15 protein-coding genes are annotated in these 17,162 nt (G+C 69.6%); 10 read left to right on the top strand and 5 right to left on the bottom strand.

The annotated features are described in order from the left end of the window. Window positions 1–6 precede the first annotated feature (6 nt). From hpaD to AB4Z48_RS25295, 5 genes are all read right to left on the bottom strand, one after another. Window positions 7–855 carry a 3,4-dihydroxyphenylacetate 2,3-dioxygenase gene (gene hpaD / locus AB4Z48_RS25315; protein ID WP_441619034.1) on the bottom strand — a complete coding sequence of 283 codons (849 nt, stop codon included), beginning with the start codon at window positions 853–855 and terminating at the stop codon, window positions 7–9. A gap of 63 nt (window positions 856–918) precedes the next feature. After that, a complete protein-coding gene (gene hpaE / locus AB4Z48_RS25310; protein WP_441619032.1) occupies window positions 919–2,379 on the bottom strand; it encodes a 5-carboxymethyl-2-hydroxymuconate semialdehyde dehydrogenase in 1,461 nt (486 codons plus the stop codon). Between the two features lie 41 nt (window positions 2,380–2,420). Further along, complete coding sequence (locus AB4Z48_RS25305; protein WP_441619030.1) at window positions 2,421–3,182, bottom strand: fumarylacetoacetate hydrolase family protein; 762 nt, start codon at window positions 3,180–3,182, stop codon at window positions 2,421–2,423. After that, the gene (locus AB4Z48_RS25300; protein ID WP_441619274.1) at window positions 3,179–3,844 is read right to left on the bottom strand and encodes a fumarylacetoacetate hydrolase family protein; all 666 of its coding nucleotides are present in this window, start codon (window positions 3,842–3,844) and stop codon (window positions 3,179–3,181) included. The genes AB4Z48_RS25305 and AB4Z48_RS25300 overlap by 4 nt, the downstream gene beginning before the upstream one ends. A gap of 236 nt (window positions 3,845–4,080) precedes the next feature. Continuing rightward, window positions 4,081–4,311, bottom strand: coding sequence for a hypothetical protein (locus AB4Z48_RS25295; protein WP_441619028.1), 231 nt, complete (start codon window positions 4,309–4,311; stop codon window positions 4,081–4,083). A gap of 64 nt (window positions 4,312–4,375) precedes the next feature. Here AB4Z48_RS25295 and AB4Z48_RS25290 point away from each other — a divergent pair, with 64 nt between their 5' ends. The 10 genes from AB4Z48_RS25290 to AB4Z48_RS25245 all read left to right on the top strand — a co-directional run bounded on the left by AB4Z48_RS25290 (window position 4,376) and on the right by AB4Z48_RS25245 (window position 17,152). Beyond that, window positions 4,376–5,437 carry a substrate-binding domain-containing protein gene (locus AB4Z48_RS25290; RefSeq protein WP_441619026.1) on the top strand — a complete coding sequence of 354 codons (1,062 nt, stop codon included), beginning with the start codon at window positions 4,376–4,378 and terminating at the stop codon, window positions 5,435–5,437. A gap of 75 nt (window positions 5,438–5,512) precedes the next feature. Further along, window positions 5,513–6,535, top strand: coding sequence for an ABC transporter substrate-binding protein (locus AB4Z48_RS25285; protein ID WP_441619025.1), 1,023 nt, complete (start codon window positions 5,513–5,515; stop codon window positions 6,533–6,535). A 149-nt stretch (window positions 6,536–6,684) separates the two neighbouring features. Then, window positions 6,685–7,500, top strand: coding sequence for an ABC transporter permease (locus AB4Z48_RS25280; protein WP_441619024.1), 816 nt, complete (start codon window positions 6,685–6,687; stop codon window positions 7,498–7,500). 14 nt (window positions 7,501–7,514) lie between these two features. Next, entirely contained in the window at window positions 7,515–8,396 is an 882-nt protein-coding gene (locus AB4Z48_RS25275; RefSeq protein WP_441619272.1) for an ABC transporter permease, read from the top strand. Then, complete coding sequence (locus AB4Z48_RS25270) at window positions 8,389–9,453, top strand: ABC transporter ATP-binding protein (RefSeq protein ID WP_441619022.1); 1,065 nt, start codon at window positions 8,389–8,391, stop codon at window positions 9,451–9,453. Before AB4Z48_RS25275 ends, AB4Z48_RS25270 begins: the two co-directional genes overlap by 8 nt. After that, on the top strand, window positions 9,450–10,313 hold the full coding sequence (locus AB4Z48_RS25265) for a phosphodiesterase (protein WP_441619020.1): 864 nt from the start codon (window positions 9,450–9,452) through the stop codon (window positions 10,311–10,313). The genes AB4Z48_RS25270 and AB4Z48_RS25265 overlap by 4 nt, the downstream gene beginning before the upstream one ends. A gap of 459 nt (window positions 10,314–10,772) precedes the next feature. Further along, window positions 10,773–11,441: a response regulator gene (locus AB4Z48_RS25260; protein WP_441619018.1), complete on the top strand. Its 669-nt coding sequence runs from the start codon at window positions 10,773–10,775 to the stop codon at window positions 11,439–11,441. A gap of 3 nt (window positions 11,442–11,444) precedes the next feature. Continuing rightward, window positions 11,445–13,265 (top strand): ATP-binding response regulator, encoded by a 1,821-nt coding sequence (locus tag AB4Z48_RS25255; RefSeq protein WP_441619016.1) that lies wholly within the window; start codon window positions 11,445–11,447, stop codon window positions 13,263–13,265. A 204-nt stretch (window positions 13,266–13,469) separates the two neighbouring features. After that, window positions 13,470–14,918: an aldehyde dehydrogenase family protein gene (locus tag AB4Z48_RS25250; protein WP_441619014.1), complete on the top strand. Its 1,449-nt coding sequence runs from the start codon at window positions 13,470–13,472 to the stop codon at window positions 14,916–14,918. 83 nt (window positions 14,919–15,001) lie between these two features. Further along, a complete protein-coding gene (locus tag AB4Z48_RS25245; protein ID WP_441619012.1) occupies window positions 15,002–17,152 on the top strand; it encodes a phosphocholine-specific phospholipase C in 2,151 nt (716 codons plus the stop codon). Window positions 17,153–17,162 lie beyond the last annotated feature (10 nt).

Raw genomic sequence — 17,162 nt, 5'->3', positions numbered from 1 at the left:
CGCCGCTCAGCGCACGGGAAAGACCGCGTTGATCTGCCCGGTGCCCGAACTGGTGAAGTAGTCGGTGACGATCTCGGCCGGACGGTCGTACGCATCCCAGCCCAGCAGGCCGAGCAGCATGGCGGTATCGTGCATGCCGCCTTCGCCGATGCAATGCTCGTTGTACTCGGGCAGCATGCGGCAGAAGGTGGCCCAGTCGCCCTGCTTCCACAACTCCACCACGCGCAGGTCCACCTGCCTGAAGAACTCGCGGCTGATCTGGTGGATGCTTTCTTCCGGACTGTTGTTGTCGTTGAAGCGGTGCGACAGCGAACCGCTGGCGAGAAAAGCCACGTTGGCATCGCTGGCCTCGATGGCCTCGCGCAGCGCGGCGCCGAACCGACGGCTCTCGTCGAGCTGGTGCCATGCGCACCATGCCGCGATGGACACCACCTTGAAATGCCGGTCGGCATTCATGTAGCGCATCGGCACCAGCGTGCCGTACTCCAGCTCCAGGCTGGCGATCTCGTGCGCGCGCGTCATCACGCCGTGTTCGCAGGCGGTCTGCGCGATCAGGCGGCCCAGGGCCGGATTGCCGTCATAGGCATAGGCCATGTCCTTGATGAAGTGCGGCAGCTCGTTGCTGGTGTACACGCCCTCGAACCGCGCGTTGCAGTTGACGTGGTAGCCCGCGTTGACCAGCCAGTGCACGTCGGCCACCACGATGGTGTCCACGCCCAGCTCGCGGCAGCGCCGGCCGATCTCGCGGTGCCCGGCGATCGCCGCCTCGCGGCAGCCGTGATGCTTGCCGGGCAGTTCGGACAGGTACATCGACGGCACGTGCGTGACCTTGGCGGCGAGCGATAGCTTGCCCATGGCGGTGTCTCCTTGGTTCTGGTTGGCACCGGCATGCATGCCGGCGCTCTCGCTTTGCTGCCCTCAGACTCCCCAGCGGGGAATGTGATGGTCCCCCATCGAAATGCAGACGTTCTTGACCTCGGCGAACACCTCGAAGCTGAACTCGCCACCCTCGCGCCCGGTGCCGGACGCCTTGGTGCCGCCGAAGGGCTGGCGCAGGTCGCGCACGTTCTGGCTGTTGACGAAGACCATGCCGGCCTCGATGCCGCGCGCCAGGCGATGCACCTTGCCCACGTCCTGCGTCCAGATGTAGGAGGCCAGGCCGTACTCGGTATCGTTGGCCATGGCCAGGCCGTCGTCCTCGTCCTTGAACGGGATCAGGCAGGCTACCGGCCCGAAGATCTCTTCCTGTGCCACGCGCATGTGGTTCTCCACATTGGCGAGCACGGTCGGCTGCACGAAGTTGCCGTTGCGCAGGTACGCGGGCAGGTCGGCAGGCCGCTCCGCCCCGCCGGCCAGGACGGTGGCGCCTTCCTGCTCGCCCAGGCGGATATAGCCCGTCACCTTGTCCCAGTGCTGGCGCGTGATCATGGCGCCCACGTGGGTCTGCTCGCTGGTGGGATCGCCCACGCGCAGGCGCTTGGCGCGCTCGGCGAACTTGCGCGTGAAGTCGTCGTAGACGGTTTCCTGCACGAAGATGCGCGAGCCGGCGGTGCAGCGCTCGCCATTGATCGAGAAGATGGTGAACAGCGCGGCGTCGAGCGCGCGCTCCAGGTCGGCGTCGTCGAACACCAGCACCGGCGACTTGCCGCCCAGCTCCATCGAGAACTTCTTGAGCCCGGCACGTTCGATGATGCGCTTGCCCGTCACGGTGCCGCCGGTGAAGGACACCGCCCGCACATCGGGATGGCGCACCAGCGCGTCGCCCGCGGTGGCGCCGTAGCCCTGCACCACGTTGAGGACCCCGGCGGGCACGCCGGCCTCCAGCGCCAGCATGCCGAGCTGGTCGGCGCTCAGCGGCGACAGCTCCGACATCTTCAGCACCGCGGTATTGCCCAGCGCCAGGCACGGCGCGACCTTCCAGGTGGCGGTCATGAAGGGCACGTTCCACGGCGAGATCAGCGCGCACACGCCTACCGGCTGGTAGAGCGTGTAGTTGAGCATCTGGTCGTCCACCGGGTAAGTGCGGCCGTTCATCTGCACGCAGACTTCGGCAAAGAAATTGAAGTTCTCGGCCGCGCGCGGGATCAGCTGCTTGCCGGTCTGCGCGATCGGCAGGCCGGTGTCCTGGGTTTCCAGCGCCGCCAGTTGCGGCACGTGCTGGGTGATCAGGTCCGCCAGGCGCCGCATGATGCGGGCGCGGTCCCTGGCCGGCGTGCCGGCCCACCTGGGGAAGGCCGCCTTGGCGGCGGCCACGGCGGCATTGACCTCGGCCTCGCCGCCGGCGGCCACGGTGGCGATCTCCTCGCCGGTGGCCGGGTTCCAGGTGACGAAGGTGTCCTGGCTGCCGACCTGCTTACCGTCGATCCAGTGCTTGATCATGTCTGCTGTCTCCGTAGTGGCGCGCGTCGTTGCGCGCGGCCTTACTCGTTGCGGTATTCGCTGGCGCTGGCGATGGTGTTGACCAGCCGCCCCACGCCTTCGATCTCGGTGACCACCTCGTCGCCCGGCTGCGTATCGGCCAGGCCCTCGGGCGTGCCGGTGAGGATGATGTCGCCCGCCTCGAGCGTCATGAAGCTGCTCAGGTACTCGATCAGCCACGGGATGCCGAAGATCATGTCGCGGGTATTGCCGTCCTGGGTCAGCTTGCCGTTGACGGTGGTGCGCAACGCCAGGTTCATCGGGTCCGGCACGTCGTCGCGGTCCACCAGCCAGGGCCCGAGCGGCGTACAGGTGTCGCGGTTCTTCACCCGCAGGTTGGGGCGGTAGTAGTTCTCCAGGTAGTCGCGGATGGCGTAGTCGTTGGCCACGGTGTAGCCGCGCACATGGTCGTAGGCCTGCGCGGCCCTGACGCCGCGCGCGGTGCGGCCGATGACCACCGCCAGCTCGCACTCGTAGTGCATGTACTTCACGCCTTCGGGCCGCACCGTGCGGCCGCGGTGGCCGATAAAGGTGCCCGGCCCCTTGAGGAAGACCAGCGGCTCGTCCGGCGCCTTGAAGGCCAGCTCGCGCGCATGATCGGCATAGTTCAGCCCGAGCGCGAAGGTGGTGCGCGGCGCCACGGGAGGCAGCCAGACCACCGTGTCTTCGCGCACGATGCGCCCGTCGTCCAGCCGCAGCAGTCCGTCGCCGGCCGGCTGCGCGCCGTGCACCAGTCCATCGCAGGCCACGCGTGCGGTTCTCATGCGCCCTCTCCCCGTGCGGCCACGACACGGTGGCGCAGGCAGCCCACCCCCTCGATCTCGATCTCCACCGCATCGCCGGCCCGCGCCAGCGGCGCGCCTTCGGGCACGCCCGCGAGCAGCACGTCGCCCGGCTCCAGCGACATGAAGGCGGTGACGTCCGCCAGCAGCCGCGCCACGGGGCGTAGCAGGTTGACGGTACTGTTGCGCTGGCGTTCCTCGCCGTTGATGCGCACCACCATGGCACGCGCGTCCGGATTGCCGGCCTGCTCGCGCGCCGTCACCCACGGGCCGACGGGGCAGTAGCCATCGCGGCATTTGTGGCGCACTGCCGGGCGGTAATAGCTGGCGTGCGGCACGCTGACGTCCGATACCACCGTATAGCCGGCGATATAGTCCGCCGCGCGGGCCGGATCCACGCGCGTGGCGCGCCGGCCGATCACGATGCCCAGCGCCGCGCCGATTTCCAGCGTGTCCTGCCCAGGCGGCAGCATGACTTCGCTGCCGTGGGCGGCCAGCGTGTTGGCTGGCTTGATGTAGAGAATGGGTGCCGACGGCGGCGCCTGGTACGGCGCGGCGTTGACGCTGTCGCCCAGGGCCGCCAGCGCGCCCCTGAAGTTGAGCAGCGTGCCGTAGACGGTGCCGGTGACGGCGGGCTGCCACATGAATTCGCCTTCGCGCAGGGTCCGCACGCCGTCGTGCGGCAACTGCATGGCGCCGTCCACCGGCATGGCGCGCACCGGCAGGCCGCCGGCGGCGATTCTGGCGATTCTGCCTTCTCGCATCGTGCTCCTCTCTGGTTGCGTCCGCGCCTGCCTTGCGCGGCGGGCGGATCGATGACGGCAGCGTGTACTGGGGCCGCCACCTGTAATTAACATGTTAATAAGATTGCGCCCGCCTTTCAAGTGCTTTCTGGCCCCGCGGCGATCGCCGCCGCAGGGCGTGGCAAGGATTGCCCCCCGCAACTCCGGCAGGCGTCCTGGCAACTTGTCATCGTGCTGTCACGCACCATCTCCACAATCCGCTGCTGTACCGGGTTATCGCCTTGCGGACGCAGGATTTCCTCATGCGCCGCAGCATCACAAAGGCTTGCTGCCCGATTTTTTTGCGCCTTGAATGAAAACGTTTTCATTTCTGCAGCCCATCTTCTGGAAGGGGTCTTCGGCCGCCGCCAGAACCAGACCGGACCCATCAACGTGAACCGTAGCCAGGACCGCAGCCACGCCACCCCGCAAGACGCCGCCACCCTCCTGGATGTGGCGCAGGCGGCCGGCGTGTCGCTGGCCACGGCCTCCCGCGCCTTCAACAGCCCGGACCTGGTGCGCGCGGGCACCGTGCAGCGCGTGATGGACGCCGCGCTGCGGCTGAGTTTCCGCCCCAACCTGCTCGGCAGCAAGCTGCGCGCGCAGCAAAGCCGCATGATCGGCGTGATGCTGCCCACGCTGGAAAACGCCGTGTTCGCCGACTGCTGGCGCGGCATCGAGGACGCCGCGCTCGCCGCGGGCTATTCGCTGATGCTGGTGACCAGCGCCTACGATCCGGCGCGCGAGCGCGAACGCATCGAGTACCTGCTGCGCCATCGCGTGGACGGCATGGTGCTGACGGTGGCCGATGCCGCGCGCAGCGCCGTGCTGGACCAGCTCGACGCCGAAGGCGTGCCCTATGTGCTGGCCTACAACCAGGCCGCGCCGCGCGGCCGGCGCTACTCGGTCTCGGTGGACAACCGCGGCAGCGCACGCGAAGGCGTGGAAGCCCTAATCGCCGCCGGGCACCGCCGCATCCGCGTCGTCTCCGGCGCCTTCGTCGCGTCCGACCGCGCCCGCCAGCGCTTCGACGGCTATCGCGACGCCATGCGCGCGCATGGCCTGGAGCCCGCCCCGCCGCTGTGCCTGCCGTCCCATACCGCCAGCAACGCCGGGCAGATCAGCGCACTGGCCACGGGCCCGGATGCGCCCACCGCCTTCTTCTGCACCAACGACCTGCTGGCCATCGGCGTGATCTCCGATCTCAAGCGCATCGGCCTGCGCGTGCCGCGCGATATCTCGGTGCTGGGCTACGACGGCATCGCGCTCGGCGCGCTGGTGGAGCCGCCGCTGGCCTCCGTGGTGCAGCCCAATGCCGAGATCGGCGCGCGCGCCGTGGCCGGCCTGCTCGTGCGCTTCGATCCCGCCGGCGCGGCGCGCGAAGCCGGTAACGAACGCATCACGCTGCTGCCGCATGCCCTGCGCCTGGGCGGCACGGTCGCCGCGCCGGCGTGAGGCGGCTGTCCCGCCGCCATGAGACCCAGCCTTTCCCCCCAGCCCCAGCCCCAGTCCGTAACCAAGGAGTTCACCATGCAAGCAAGCCGTTCCTGGCACAAACCGCTACGCTGGATCGCCGTCGCGCTCGGCGCCGCCGCCTTCAGCCAGGGCGTGGCCGCGCAAACCGCGATCTGCTACAACTGCCCGCCCGAATGGGCCGACTGGGCCGCGCAGATCCGCGCCATCAAGGAAAAGACCGGCGTCACGGTCCCGCATGACAACAAGAATTCCGGACAGTCGCTCGCGCAGCTGGTGGCGGAGAAAGCCAGCCCGGTGGCCGACGTGGTGTACTACGGCGTGACCTTCGGCATCCAGGCCAAGAAGGACGGCGTCACCGCCGCCTACAAGCCCGCGCACTGGAACGACATCCCCGACGGCCTCAAGGATCCGCAAGGCAACTGGTTCGCCATCCATTCCGGCACGCTTGGCTTCATGGTCAACGTGGATGCCCTGCGCGGCAAGCCCGTACCGCAATCCTGGGCCGACCTGCTCAAGCCCGAATACAAGGGGCTGATCGGCTACCTCGACCCCGCCAGCGCCTTCGTCGGCTATGTCGGCGCGGTCGCCGTGAACCAGGCCATGGGTGGCACGATGGAAAACTTCGGGCCCGCCTTCAAGTACTTCCGCGACCTGCAGAAGAACCAGCCCATCGTGCCCAAGCAGACCGCCTACGCGCGCGTGCTGTCCGGCGAGATCCCCATCCTGCTGGACTACGATTTCAACGCCTATCGCGCCCGCTACAAGGACAGCGCCAACGTGGCCTTCGTGATTCCGAAGGAAGGCACGGTGGTGGTGCCCTACGTGATGAGCCTGGTGAACAAGGCGCCGCACGATGCCGAAGGCCGCAAGGTGCTGGACTTCGTGCTGTCCGACGCGGGCCAGGCGCTGTGGGCCAATGCCTACCTGCGCCCCGTGCGCAGCGCCGGCATCCCGAAGGAAGTGCAGGCCAAGTTCCTGCCGGCGGCCGACTATGCACGCGCCAAGCCCGTGGATTTCGCCAGGATGGCGGATGCGCAGAAGGGGTTCAGCGAGACCTACCTGAAGGAAGTCCGGTGATCTGAAGCGTGGCCGGGGGCGAGTCTGCCGACCCGCCCCGGGCCGCGCTGCCGTGCACGCCCGGCCTTCCGCACGAATCTCGCACGACCCCCGCGCCAACCCTGCATCAAACCCGCTTCAACCATGCTTCCATCGGCGAGAACCTCATCATGAAGAAGCCGCTTCCTCTTCTCCTCTTCGCCCTGCCCGCGCTGATCGTCTTCCTCGCCTTCTTCTGCCTGCCGATGGCAAGGCTGATCGCGGTCAGCGTCAGCGGTGACGCAGGCGCCAGCGTCTACTGGACCGTGCTCACCAGCCAGCGCTACCTGCACAGCCTGCTGGTCACGGTGCTGCTGTCGGCCGCGGTCACGCTGGCCACGCTGGTCATCGCCGGCATCACCGGCACCTTCCTTGAACGCAACGCGGTGCCGGGCAAGAGCCTGCTGGTGGCCATGCTGACCTTCCCGCTGGCCTTCCCGGGCGTGGTGATCGGCTTCATGGTGATCATGCTGGGCGGGCGCAACGGGCTGCTGGCGATGGCGGGCGACTGGCTGGCGGGCGAACGCTGGACTTTTGCCTACGGCCTGATGGGGCTGTTCGTCGGTTATCTGTATTTCTCCATCCCGCGCGTGATCCTGACCGTGATGGCCGCCGTGGCCAAGCTCGACGCTTCGCTGGAAGAAGCCGCGCGCTCGCTGGGCGCGGGACGCTGGCGCGTGGTGCGCGACGTCATGCTGCCCGCGCTGATGCCGGCCATGATCTCGAGCGGAGCGATCTGCTTCGCCACCAGCATGGGCGCGTTCGGCACCGCCTTCACGCTGGCCACGCAGCTCGACGTGCTGCCGCTGACCATCTACAACGAGTTCACCAACTACGCCAACTTCGGCATGGCCGCGGCGTTGTCCGTGCTGCTGGGCACGGTGACATGGGCCCTGCTGGCGCTGGCGCGCTGGTTCTCCGGCGACGCCGTCGCCGCCACTGCCTGAGGAGCGCGCACATGATGCATTCACGACGACGCGGCGGCGCCTACTGGCTGCAGCTTGCCCTGGCGCTGCTGGTCTGCCTGTTCATGGTGGTGCCGGTGGTGCTGTCGGTGCTGGCCGGGCTGACCAACAATATCTTCATCGGCGTGGCCAGCGGCCTGACCACGCGCTGGCTGGTGGAGGTGTGGTCGCTCTACCGCAACACCATTTTCCTGTCGCTCGGCATCGCGCTGGCCTGCCTGGCCTGCACGCTGGTGCTGGGCGTGCCCGCGGCCTACTACATGGCGCTGCGGCGCGGGCGCGTGACGCGCCTGATCGAGGAGTTGCTGATGCTGCCGGTGGCCGTGCCCGGGCTGGCCACGGCGCTCGGCCTGATCCTGCTGTACGGCGGCTGGCAGGCGTTCCGCACCAGCTGGGTGTTCATACTGGTGGGGCATGTGCTGTTCACGCTGCCGTTCATGGTGCGCTCGGTGCTGGCCATCATGTCGGCCATCGATATCCGCACGCTCGAAGACGCTGCCGCCAGCCTGGGGGCGACCCGGCTGCAGCGCTTCTTCACCGTGGTGCTGCCCAATTGCCGCCAGGGCATCCTGGCCGGCGCGCTGATGGTGGTCACGCTGTCGGTGGGCGAGTTCAACCTGACCTGGATGCTGCACACGCCCACCACCCAGACCCTGCCGGTGGGGCTGGCCGACAGCTACGCTTCCATGCGGCTGGAGATCGGCTCGGCCTACACCATCGTGTTCTTCTTCATGATCATTCCGCTGCTGGTGCTGATGCAAGGCGTGAGCGCGCTCGGCGCGCGCGCCCGCAAGCACCGCCTGCCCGCCGGCGATGCCGTGGCCAACGGCCTTGCCGGCACCGATCCGCTCCCCGCTTCCGAGGCCCGCCATGCATGAACCCACTCCCATCACGCTGCGCCACTGCGGCAAGACCTTTGCCGACGGCACGCTGGCGCTGGAGCCGCTCGACCTCGATATCGGCGCGGGCGAGACCCTGGTCCTGCTCGGGCCTTCGGGCTGCGGCAAGACCACCACGCTGCGCATCATCGCCGGGCTGGAATTTCCCGATGCCGGCGGCGTGGTCATGTTCGGCGACAACGACGTGACGACGCTGCCGATCGAGCAGCGCGGCGTGGGCATGGTGTTCCAGAGCTACGCCCTGTTCCCCAACATGACCGTGGCGGAGAACATCGCCTACGGCCTGCGCGTGCGCCGCGTGGACGCCGCCGCGCGCCGCCGCCGGGTGGACGAAATGCTGGCGATGATGCATCTCGGGCCCTTTGCCGAGCGCCGCGTCGACCAGCTCTCCGGCGGCCAGCGCCAGCGCGTGGCACTGGCGCGCGCCATCGCCGTGCAGCCGCGCGTGCTGCTGCTCGACGAGCCGCTGACCGCGCTCGATGCCAAGTTGCGCGACGCGCTGCGCGCCGACATCAACCAGCTGCTGCGCAGCCTGCATATCACCGCGGTCTATGTCACCCACGACCAGGCCGAAGCCATGGCGCTGGGCGACCGCATCATCGTGATGGACCGCGGCCGCATCGCCCAGGCCGGCACCCCGCAGCAGATCTACCGCGCGCCGGCCAATGCCTTCGTGGCGGACTTCATCGGCACCATGAACCGCCTGCCGGCCCAGCGCGAAGGCGGTGCCTGGCGCGTGCCGGGCGGGCTGGTTCCCTGCACCGCCGGCGCGCCCGCCTCCGGCGCCGGGCAGGCCGAGCTGCTGTTCCGCCCCGAAGACGTGGCGCTGGCCCAGCCCGGCGACGCGCACCTGGGCGGCGCGGTCGTGACCGCGCTGTTCCTGGGCAACTACACGCGCCTGCTGGTCGACGTCGGCGCGCCAGCCCCGCTGGTCGTCGACACCACCCGCCGCGACGGCTGGCTGGCGGGCGACCGCGTCGGCCTGCGCCTCGATACCGGCCACCTGATCACGCTTTCGCAAGCCCTCCCCGCATGAACACCCCGAACGACGACACCGCAGGCAGCTACCTGCTCGCCCATATCACCGACCTGCACATCAAGGCGGGCGGCAAGCTCTCCTATCGCATGGTGGATACCGCGGGCGCCCTGCAGCGCTGCATCGACACCCTGCTGGCCGCGCCGCAACGGCCCGACGCGGTGGTCATCACCGGCGACCTGGTGGATTTCGGCACCGAGCAGGAGTACCGCTTCCTGCGCGGCATCCTGGCCGGGCTGCCGCTGCCGGTGCGGCTGCTGCCAGGCAACCACGACCACCGCGCCACGCTGCGCCGCGTGTTCGCCGACCACGATTACCTGTTCGCCAACGGCGACGGCGACGCGCCCGTCCACTACTGCGTGGATGCCGGGCCACTGCGGCTGGTGGCGTTCGACTGCACGGTGCCGGGCAAGCCGGGCGGGCGCGTCGATCCCGCCGCGCTGCCCTGGCTCGACGCGACCCTGGCGGCGGCCCCCGGGCGGCCCACGCTGCTGATGCTGCATCATCCGCCCTTCCATACCGGCATCGGGCACATGGACCAGCAGGGGCTGGAAGGCGCCGGCCTGCTCGAGCCCGTGGTACGCCGCCATGCGCAGGTGGAGCGCGTGCTGTGCGGCCACCTGCACCGGCATATCACGCACCGCTTCGGCGGCACGGTGGCCATGACGGCGCCGGGACCGGCGCATCAGGTCGCGCTCGATATCGACCCGCGCGCGGCGTCGCGCTTTCGCATGGAGCCGCCGGGCTACCTGCTGCACTGGTGGCATCCGGCCCACGGCCTGGTCAGCCACGCCGCGGTGATCGGCGATTTCGGCGCCAGCCATCCATTCTTCGATGCGGCCGGCAAGCTGATCGACTGATCGACTGGTCGACCAGGCGGCTGAACGGCCGGGCATGCCGTGCTTTGCATCTCGCTGGCCCGGCCGGCCCGGCGGACGAAAAAAAGCCCACAGCCGGCTGGTTGTGGGCGAGAAAAGTGGTAGGGGCAAGTCGCGGAAATCACCCACGCACTCATGGTGACAGCCGGGGCCCGGTGGCGAAATAATCTTTACGGACTAGGGCCGCGCGCGGCCAGGCCGCCCCGGCTGCCCGCTGTCCCAGGCCCGGCGCGGGTTGCGGGGCAATCCGGCCGGCGCGATCGAATTGCGTTTCCCCACCAACGAGGGGTAATGGACAGCACTGCGAGAATCGAGTCCAATTCGCCTGCGACATTCGGTATTGTCCTGGCAGTCTTGCGCGCCCGGACGCCGGCTTATCGGGCCGCCTGCTACCCTTTGCATCACCTTGCCTGCCACGGCCGCCGTGCCCCCACAGCCTCAATGCTCAACGCCCATCTGCTGCTGATCGACGACCACACCCTGTTCCGCACCGGCCTGCGCCTGGTGCTGGCGGACAGCCCCAGCGTGGCCGGCATCATCGAGGCGGGCTCGGTCATGGGCGCCGTGCAGGAGCATCGCGGCGCGGCTGTGGATATCATCCTGCTCGATATCCAGATGCCCGGTCTCAATGGCATCGAGGGCGTGAAGGTGTTGCGCCGGCACTTTCCCGCGGCGCGCATCCTGATCGTGTCCGGCACCTCCGGGCTGGAAACCATCCCCCTCGCCGCGCGCAGGGAGATCGCGGGCTTCCTGCCGAAATCGGCCGACAGCGAGGAGATCGAACAGGCCATTGCCAGCGTCCTGCGCGGCGATACCTGGTTCGGCCCCGCTCCGGCCGCCGAGCCGGGCGGCAACCCTCGCAGCGACCCCGGCGGCGGCACCGCCGGGTCCGGCGCCTACCAGCCCAGTTCGCTCACACCGCGCCAGCTCGAGGTACTGGAACAGCTCAGCCTGGGCCGTTCCAACAAGGTCATTGCCCATCACCTGGGCCTCTCGGAGAACACGGTGCGCGTCCACGTGGCGGCCATTCTCGACCACCTGGGGGTGGTCAGCCGCGTCGAGGCGGTGCTGGAGGCGCAGCGCCGCGGCCTGGTCCAGAACGGCAGGTAAGCCATGGTCCTGCTCGTTCCCCGCTATGACGAACCGCGCCTGCTGGCCGCGGAGATGGAACTGATCGACCAGAGCTTCGGCATCGCCATGCTGGGCTGCGCGCTGGCCGGATTTATCCTCGCCCTTGGCCTGAGCATCGGCGGCGGGCATCCCGGCGCCTTTCCATGGGCCGTCGCGCTGGCGGCGGCGTGCGCGCTGGGCCACTTCGGGCGCCGCGCCATCGCCGAGCGCCTGAGCGAGGCCCGGGCCGGGCTCTATGCGCGCGGCATGACGGCCCTGCTGACCGTGATCGGCGGGCTGTGGGGCCTGGCGGCATGGCTCTACATGGACGTCCACTCGCCGGCCACGGTGATCTGCATCCTGTCGCTGATCGCCGGCATGAGCGCGGCGGCGCTGGCGGTGTTCTCGCCGTGCCTGCCGGTGGCGGTGGGTTTCTTCGTGCCGGCCATCGTGCCGGTATGGGCTGTCTTCATCGCCACCGGTGACAGCGCCTACCTGGCGATGTTCCTCGGCGCGCCGCTCTACCTGGCGGTGCTGATGGTCTTTGCGCGCAACTACGCGCGCGTGGCGCGCCATGCCATTGCGCTGCGCTTCGCCAACGTGGAGCTGATCGCGCGGCTGCGCGAGCAGACCGCGCGCGCCGAATCCGCCCAGCACGAGGCCGAGGAAGCCAATCGCGCCAAATCCGTGTTCCTGGCGTCGGCCGGCCATGACCTGCGCCAGCCGCTGCACGCGCTCGGGCTGTTCGTGGTCACGCTGGGCCGCTCAGAGCTGAGCGACAAGCAGCGTCAGCTGCTGGCGCATATCGAAGCCGCGGCCGGCGCCGCGCGCGAGATGCTCAACACCCTGCTGGACTTCTCCAAGGTGGATGCCGGCGTGATCACGCCGCAGCCACGCGCGTTCCGCCTGCAGCCCATGCTGTACAAGCTGGAGAACGAGTTTGCGCCACAGGCCGACGCGCGCGGCCTGTTCTACCGTACCCGCGACACCACCACCACGGTGTTCGCCGACCCCAACCTGGTCGAGCTGATCCTGCGCAACCTGATCGCCAATGCCATCCGCTACACCAACCAGGGCGGCGTGCTGGTGGCATGCCGGCAGCGCCGCGGCTGTGCCGTGCTGGAGGTCTGGGATACCGGCGTGGGCATTCCCATCACGCAGCGCCGCGCGATCTTCAGGGAATTCCACCAGCTCGGCAACCCGGAGCGCGACCAGCGCAAGGGGCTGGGGCTGGGCCTGGCGATCGTGGAAGGCCTGGCGCGCACCATCTCGACCCGCGTGCTGCTGAACTCCCGCCCGGGCCGCGGCTCGGTGTTCCGCTTTGCGCTGCCGCTCACGTCCCAGGCCGCGCAGCCAGCCGATGCCTCCGCGGGCACGCCGGGCACCATGCCGAGCCGGCCCAGCCTGCATGGGCTGCGCGTGCTGGTGCTCGACGATGATCCGGAGATCCGCACCGCGATGACCGCGCTGCTGCAGAGCTGGCAATCGGTCTGCGTGGCGGTGGAATCCGAGAGCGAGGCGCTGGCCGCGCTGGCGGATTTCACGCCGGACCTGCTGCTGGCAGACTACCGCCTGCGCGGCGAGCGCACCGGGCAGGAGGCCATGGAAGCCATCCGCGAGCGCCTCGGGCGCGCCATCCCGACCGTGATCATCACCGGCGACACCGCGCCGGACCGGCTGCGCAACGTGCATGCCGGCGGCGCCGCGCTGCTGCACAAGCCGGTGGTGGCGCAGCACCTGCATACCGCCATGACAGCGCTGTTGAGCGAGTCCGGCTGGCGTCCGGAGATTCCCCGCGCGGCCGGGATGCGGATGCACGGCTGAGCGGCGCGGCCCTGCGCCGCGGCCGACCCCATCGTCGGCCCCCCATTCATGCGATTTTCGTATTAATCAATCCGTCCTATTAATTGGACTTAGGGCCGACGCCCGCCCACACTGCATTGCGTGACAGCAGGCACGGGCGCCCGGCAAGCCGTATCGCTGCGCCCAAGTGCCGCCAGGTTCCACCGACCCACGCGAGGAGCAGCCATGAGCACGCAGCACGAACTGCCAAGACACGACTTGCTGATCGACGGCAAGCGTCTGCCGCCGGGCAGCGGCGAGTATTCCACCGACCTCAACCCGGCCACGGAAGCCCCGATCGCGCTGGTGGCGCAGGGCAGCGCCGCCGACGTCGACCTCGCCGTGGCCGCCGCGCGCGCCGCGCTGAAGGTCTGGAACGGCCTGCGCGCGGCCGAGCGTGGGCGCATCCTGTACCGCTTCGCGGACTTGCTCGAGCGGCACCAGGAAGAACTCATCGCGCTGGAAAGCCTGGACGCCGGCAAGCCCCTGGCTGCCGTGCGCCGCCAGGACATGCCCGCGGTCATCGATACCGTGCGCTACTACGCCGGCTGGGCCGACAAGATCAATGGCCAGGTGGTACCGACGCGCCCCGGCGCGCTGACCTACACCGTGCGCGAGCCGGTCGGCGTGGTGGCGGCCATCGTGCCCTGGAATTTCCCGCTGATGATCGGCATGTGGAAGATCGCCCCGGCGCTGGCCTGCGGCTGCACGCTGATCGTCAAGCCCGCCGAGATCACGCCGCTGACCGCGCTGCGCGTGGGTGAACTGGCGCTCGAAGCCGGCCTGCCGCCCGGCGTGCTGAATATCGTGCCCGGCAAGGGCAGCGTGGTGGGCAATGCGCTGGTGGCGCATCCGGGCATCGACAAGGTGACCTTCACCGGCTCGCCCGGCGTCGGGCGCGGCATCATGCAGGGCGCTGCCGCCAACTTCAAGCGCGTCACGCTGGAACTGGGCGGCAAGTCCGCCAACCTGATCTTCGCCGACGCCAATGTGGACGCCGCGGTGCGCGCCGCCGCCTCCGGCATCTTCTTCAACGCCGGCCAGGTCTGCTCGGCGGGCTCGCGCATCCTGGCCCAGCGCGAGATCTACGACGAAGTGGTGGAGAAGCTCGCCGCGCGCGCCGGCTCGATCCGCGTGGGCGACCCGGCCGCGCCCGACACCGCCATGGGCCCGGTGGTTTCCGCCGCGCAGATGAAGACCGTGCTCGACTACGTGGAGATCGGCAAGCGCGAGGGCGCCACCGCCGTCACCGGCGGCGCGCGGCTGGGCGACAAGGGCTACTTCGTGGCGCCTACCGTGTTCGCCAATGTCGAGCATGAGATGCGCATCTCGCAGGAAGAGATCTTCGGCCCGGTGGCCAGCGTGATCCGCTTCGAAGACGAAGCCGACGCCGTGCGCATCGCCAACGGCACCGCCTTCAGCCTTGCCGCGGGGGTATGGAGCGCGGACATCGGCCGCGTCCACCAGGTGGCCGCCGAACTGCGCGCCGGCACGGTGTGGATCAACACCTATGGCCATACCGACGTGCGCCTGCCCTGGGGCGGCGCCGGCGATTCGGGGCTGGGGCGCGAGCACGGCGACGCGGCCATCGACAATTTCACCGAACCCAAGGCGATCTGGCTGGCGCTGCGCTAATAGCGCGGCGCCCCGGGAAGGCTCCGGCGGCGTTAAGATGGCGGGCGCGCCGCCCGGCGCACCCGCTACCAATGCCCCCCCCAATGCCAGACCGACGCCAATTCCTGCGCTCGGCGGCCGGTACCCTTGCCGGCGCCAGCGCGCTGTCCCTGCTGCCCCCCGCCATCCGCCGCGCCCTCGCCATCCCGGCCAGCAGCCCCACCGGCACGCTGCAGGACGTGGAGCACATCGTGGTGCTGATGCAGGAGAACCGCGCGTTCGACCACTATTTCGGCGCGATGCAAGGCGTGCGCGGCTTCGCCGACCGCTTCCCGGTGCCGGTGGCCAACGGCAAGACCGTCTGGTACCAGCGCGACGAGACCGACCCCGCCGCGCCCGCCACGCTGGCCCCGTTCCACCTGGACACTGAGCAGGTGTTCGAGCTGATGCGCGTCGCCGGCACGCCGCATACCTGGTCCAACACGCAGGACGCCTGGGGCGAAGGCCGCATGCAGCAGTGGCCCACGTTCAAGAAGCGGCACGCGATGGGCTACTTCAGCGACGCCGACCTGCCCTTCCAGTACGCGCTGGCCAATGCCTTTACGGTGGCCGACGCCTACCACGCGTCCTTCCTCGGCGGCACCAACACCAACCGCTGCTTCCTGTGGAGCGGCACCAACGGCCCGGACGGCAAGGGCCACGGCCCCGCCATCGACAATACCTACAACAAGCTCGGCGGCGGCAAGCCCGACGGCGGCTATGCCTGGACCACCTATCCCGAGCGGCTGGAAGCCGCCGGCATCAGCTGGCGGATCTACCAGGACATGGCCGACAACTATTCGCTCAACGCCAACGCAGGGTTCCGGGCCTACCGCGACGCCTACCACGGCCTGCCAGGCGCGCAACCGGCGCTCAGGGACAAGGCGCTCGGCACGCGCAGCCTGGACCAGTTGCGCCAGGATGTGCTGGACGGCAAGTTGCCGCAGGTCACATGGATCTGTCCCACGCGGGCGGGCTCCGAACACCCTTCCCCATCCAGCCCGGCGCAGGGCGCGGCCTATGTCTCGGCCGTGCTGGATGCGCTCACGGCCGACCCCGCGGTGTGGAGCAAGACCGTGCTGCTGCTGATGTACGACGAGAACGACGGCTTCTTCGACCATATGCCGCCGCCGGCCGTGCCGTCCTGCCTGGCCTGGGACGCCGATCCCGCCAAGGCCGCCTATGCCGGCGCCTCCACGGCCGATACCGGCGGCGAGTACCACCACCTCGTCACGGGCGTGGCGGCGGACGACTTCCCGCGCCTGCGGCACCGCCCCTATGGACTGAGCATGCGCGTGCCGATGATCGCCATCTCGCCGTGGAGCAAGGGCGGCTGGGTCAACTCCGAGGTGTTCGACCACACCTCGGTGATCCGCTTTATCGAGGCCCGCTTCGGCGTGCGCGAGCCGAACATCTCGCCTTGGCGGCGAGCGGTCTGCGGGGACCTGACCTCGCTGTTCGATTTCGCCAGGCCGAACCACGCGCAAGCGCTGCCCGCGCTGCCCGCCACCGCCGCGCTGGCCGCGCGCGCGCGGGCGCTGCCGGGCACGCGTACCCCGGCGATTCCGCTGCTGCCCGAACTGCCCGCGCAGGCAAGCGGCACGCGCCCCTCGCGCGCGCTGCCCTACGAGTTGCTCGCCCAGGCCGCGGCAGATCCTGCCGGCGCCTCGCTGCGGATCGATTTCATCAACACGGGGCATGCGGGCGCGGTGTTCCACGTCTACGACCGCCTGCACCTGGAACGCGTGCCGCGCCGCTATACGGTGGAAGCCGGCAAGCGGCTGGCGGGCACCTGGGACACGGGCGCCGACGCAGGGCGCTACGACCTCTGGGTGCTCGGGCCCAATGGCTGGCACCGGCATTTCACCGGCACGCAGGCGCCGGCCGGCGCGGAAATCGAACTGGGTTACGACATCGCCGCGCGCGGCGTGCGCCTTGGCTTGCGCAACGACAGCGCGCAGCCGCGCACCTTCACGGTGACCGCCAACGCCTACCAGCCAGACACGCGCCGCGTCGAGGTGCCCGCGCGCAGCCGGCGCGAACTGGCCTGGCCCGCCCGGGCGTCGGGAGGCTGGTATGACTTCACGGTGTCGGCGGCGGACCTGCCGGGCTTCGCGCGGCGCTGCGCGGGGCGGCTGGAAACCGGCCAGCCCTCGGTCAGCGACCCGGCCATGGGCGGCCGGGCCATCGGCGAGCAGTGGCGCCCGCCTGTGTGAAAAACCTGCC

The organism is Cupriavidus sp. 2TAF22, assembly GCF_052115045.1.
Classification (GTDB): Bacteria; Pseudomonadota; Gammaproteobacteria; order Burkholderiales; family Burkholderiaceae; genus Cupriavidus.
This window is presented reverse-complemented; position numbering and strand designations above follow the sequence as displayed.

Bases quoted from the DNA above. Each gene is read 5' to 3' on its own strand.
- AB4Z48_RS25265 (WP_441619020.1), top strand. From the start codon at position 9,450: ATGAACACCCCGAACGACGACACCGCAGGCAGCTACCTGCTCGCCCAT.
- AB4Z48_RS25255 (WP_441619016.1), top strand. From the start codon at position 11,445: ATGGTCCTGCTCGTTCCCCGCTATGACGAACCGCGCCTGCTGGCCGCG.
- AB4Z48_RS25280 (WP_441619024.1), top strand. From the start codon at position 6,685: ATGAAGAAGCCGCTTCCTCTTCTCCTCTTCGCCCTGCCCGCGCTGATC.
- hpaD (WP_441619034.1), bottom strand. From the start codon at position 855: ATGGGCAAGCTATCGCTCGCCGCCAAGGTCACGCACGTGCCGTCGATG.
- AB4Z48_RS25245 (WP_441619012.1), top strand. From the start codon at position 15,002: ATGCCAGACCGACGCCAATTCCTGCGCTCGGCGGCCGGTACCCTTGCC.
- AB4Z48_RS25295 (WP_441619028.1), bottom strand. From the start codon at position 4,311: ATGAAAACGTTTTCATTCAAGGCGCAAAAAAATCGGGCAGCAAGCCTT.
- AB4Z48_RS25270 (WP_441619022.1), top strand. From the start codon at position 8,389: ATGCATGAACCCACTCCCATCACGCTGCGCCACTGCGGCAAGACCTTT.
- AB4Z48_RS25305 (WP_441619030.1), bottom strand. From the start codon at position 3,182: ATGAGAACCGCACGCGTGGCCTGCGATGGACTGGTGCACGGCGCGCAG.
- hpaE (WP_441619032.1), bottom strand. From the start codon at position 2,379: ATGATCAAGCACTGGATCGACGGTAAGCAGGTCGGCAGCCAGGACACC.
- AB4Z48_RS25285 (WP_441619025.1), top strand. From the start codon at position 5,513: ATGCAAGCAAGCCGTTCCTGGCACAAACCGCTACGCTGGATCGCCGTC.
- AB4Z48_RS25275 (WP_441619272.1), top strand. From the start codon at position 7,515: ATGCATTCACGACGACGCGGCGGCGCCTACTGGCTGCAGCTTGCCCTG.
- AB4Z48_RS25260 (WP_441619018.1), top strand. From the start codon at position 10,773: ATGCTCAACGCCCATCTGCTGCTGATCGACGACCACACCCTGTTCCGC.
- AB4Z48_RS25300 (WP_441619274.1), bottom strand. From the start codon at position 3,844: ATGTGGCAGCCCGCCGTCACCGGCACCGTCTACGGCACGCTGCTCAAC.
- AB4Z48_RS25250 (WP_441619014.1), top strand. From the start codon at position 13,470: ATGAGCACGCAGCACGAACTGCCAAGACACGACTTGCTGATCGACGGC.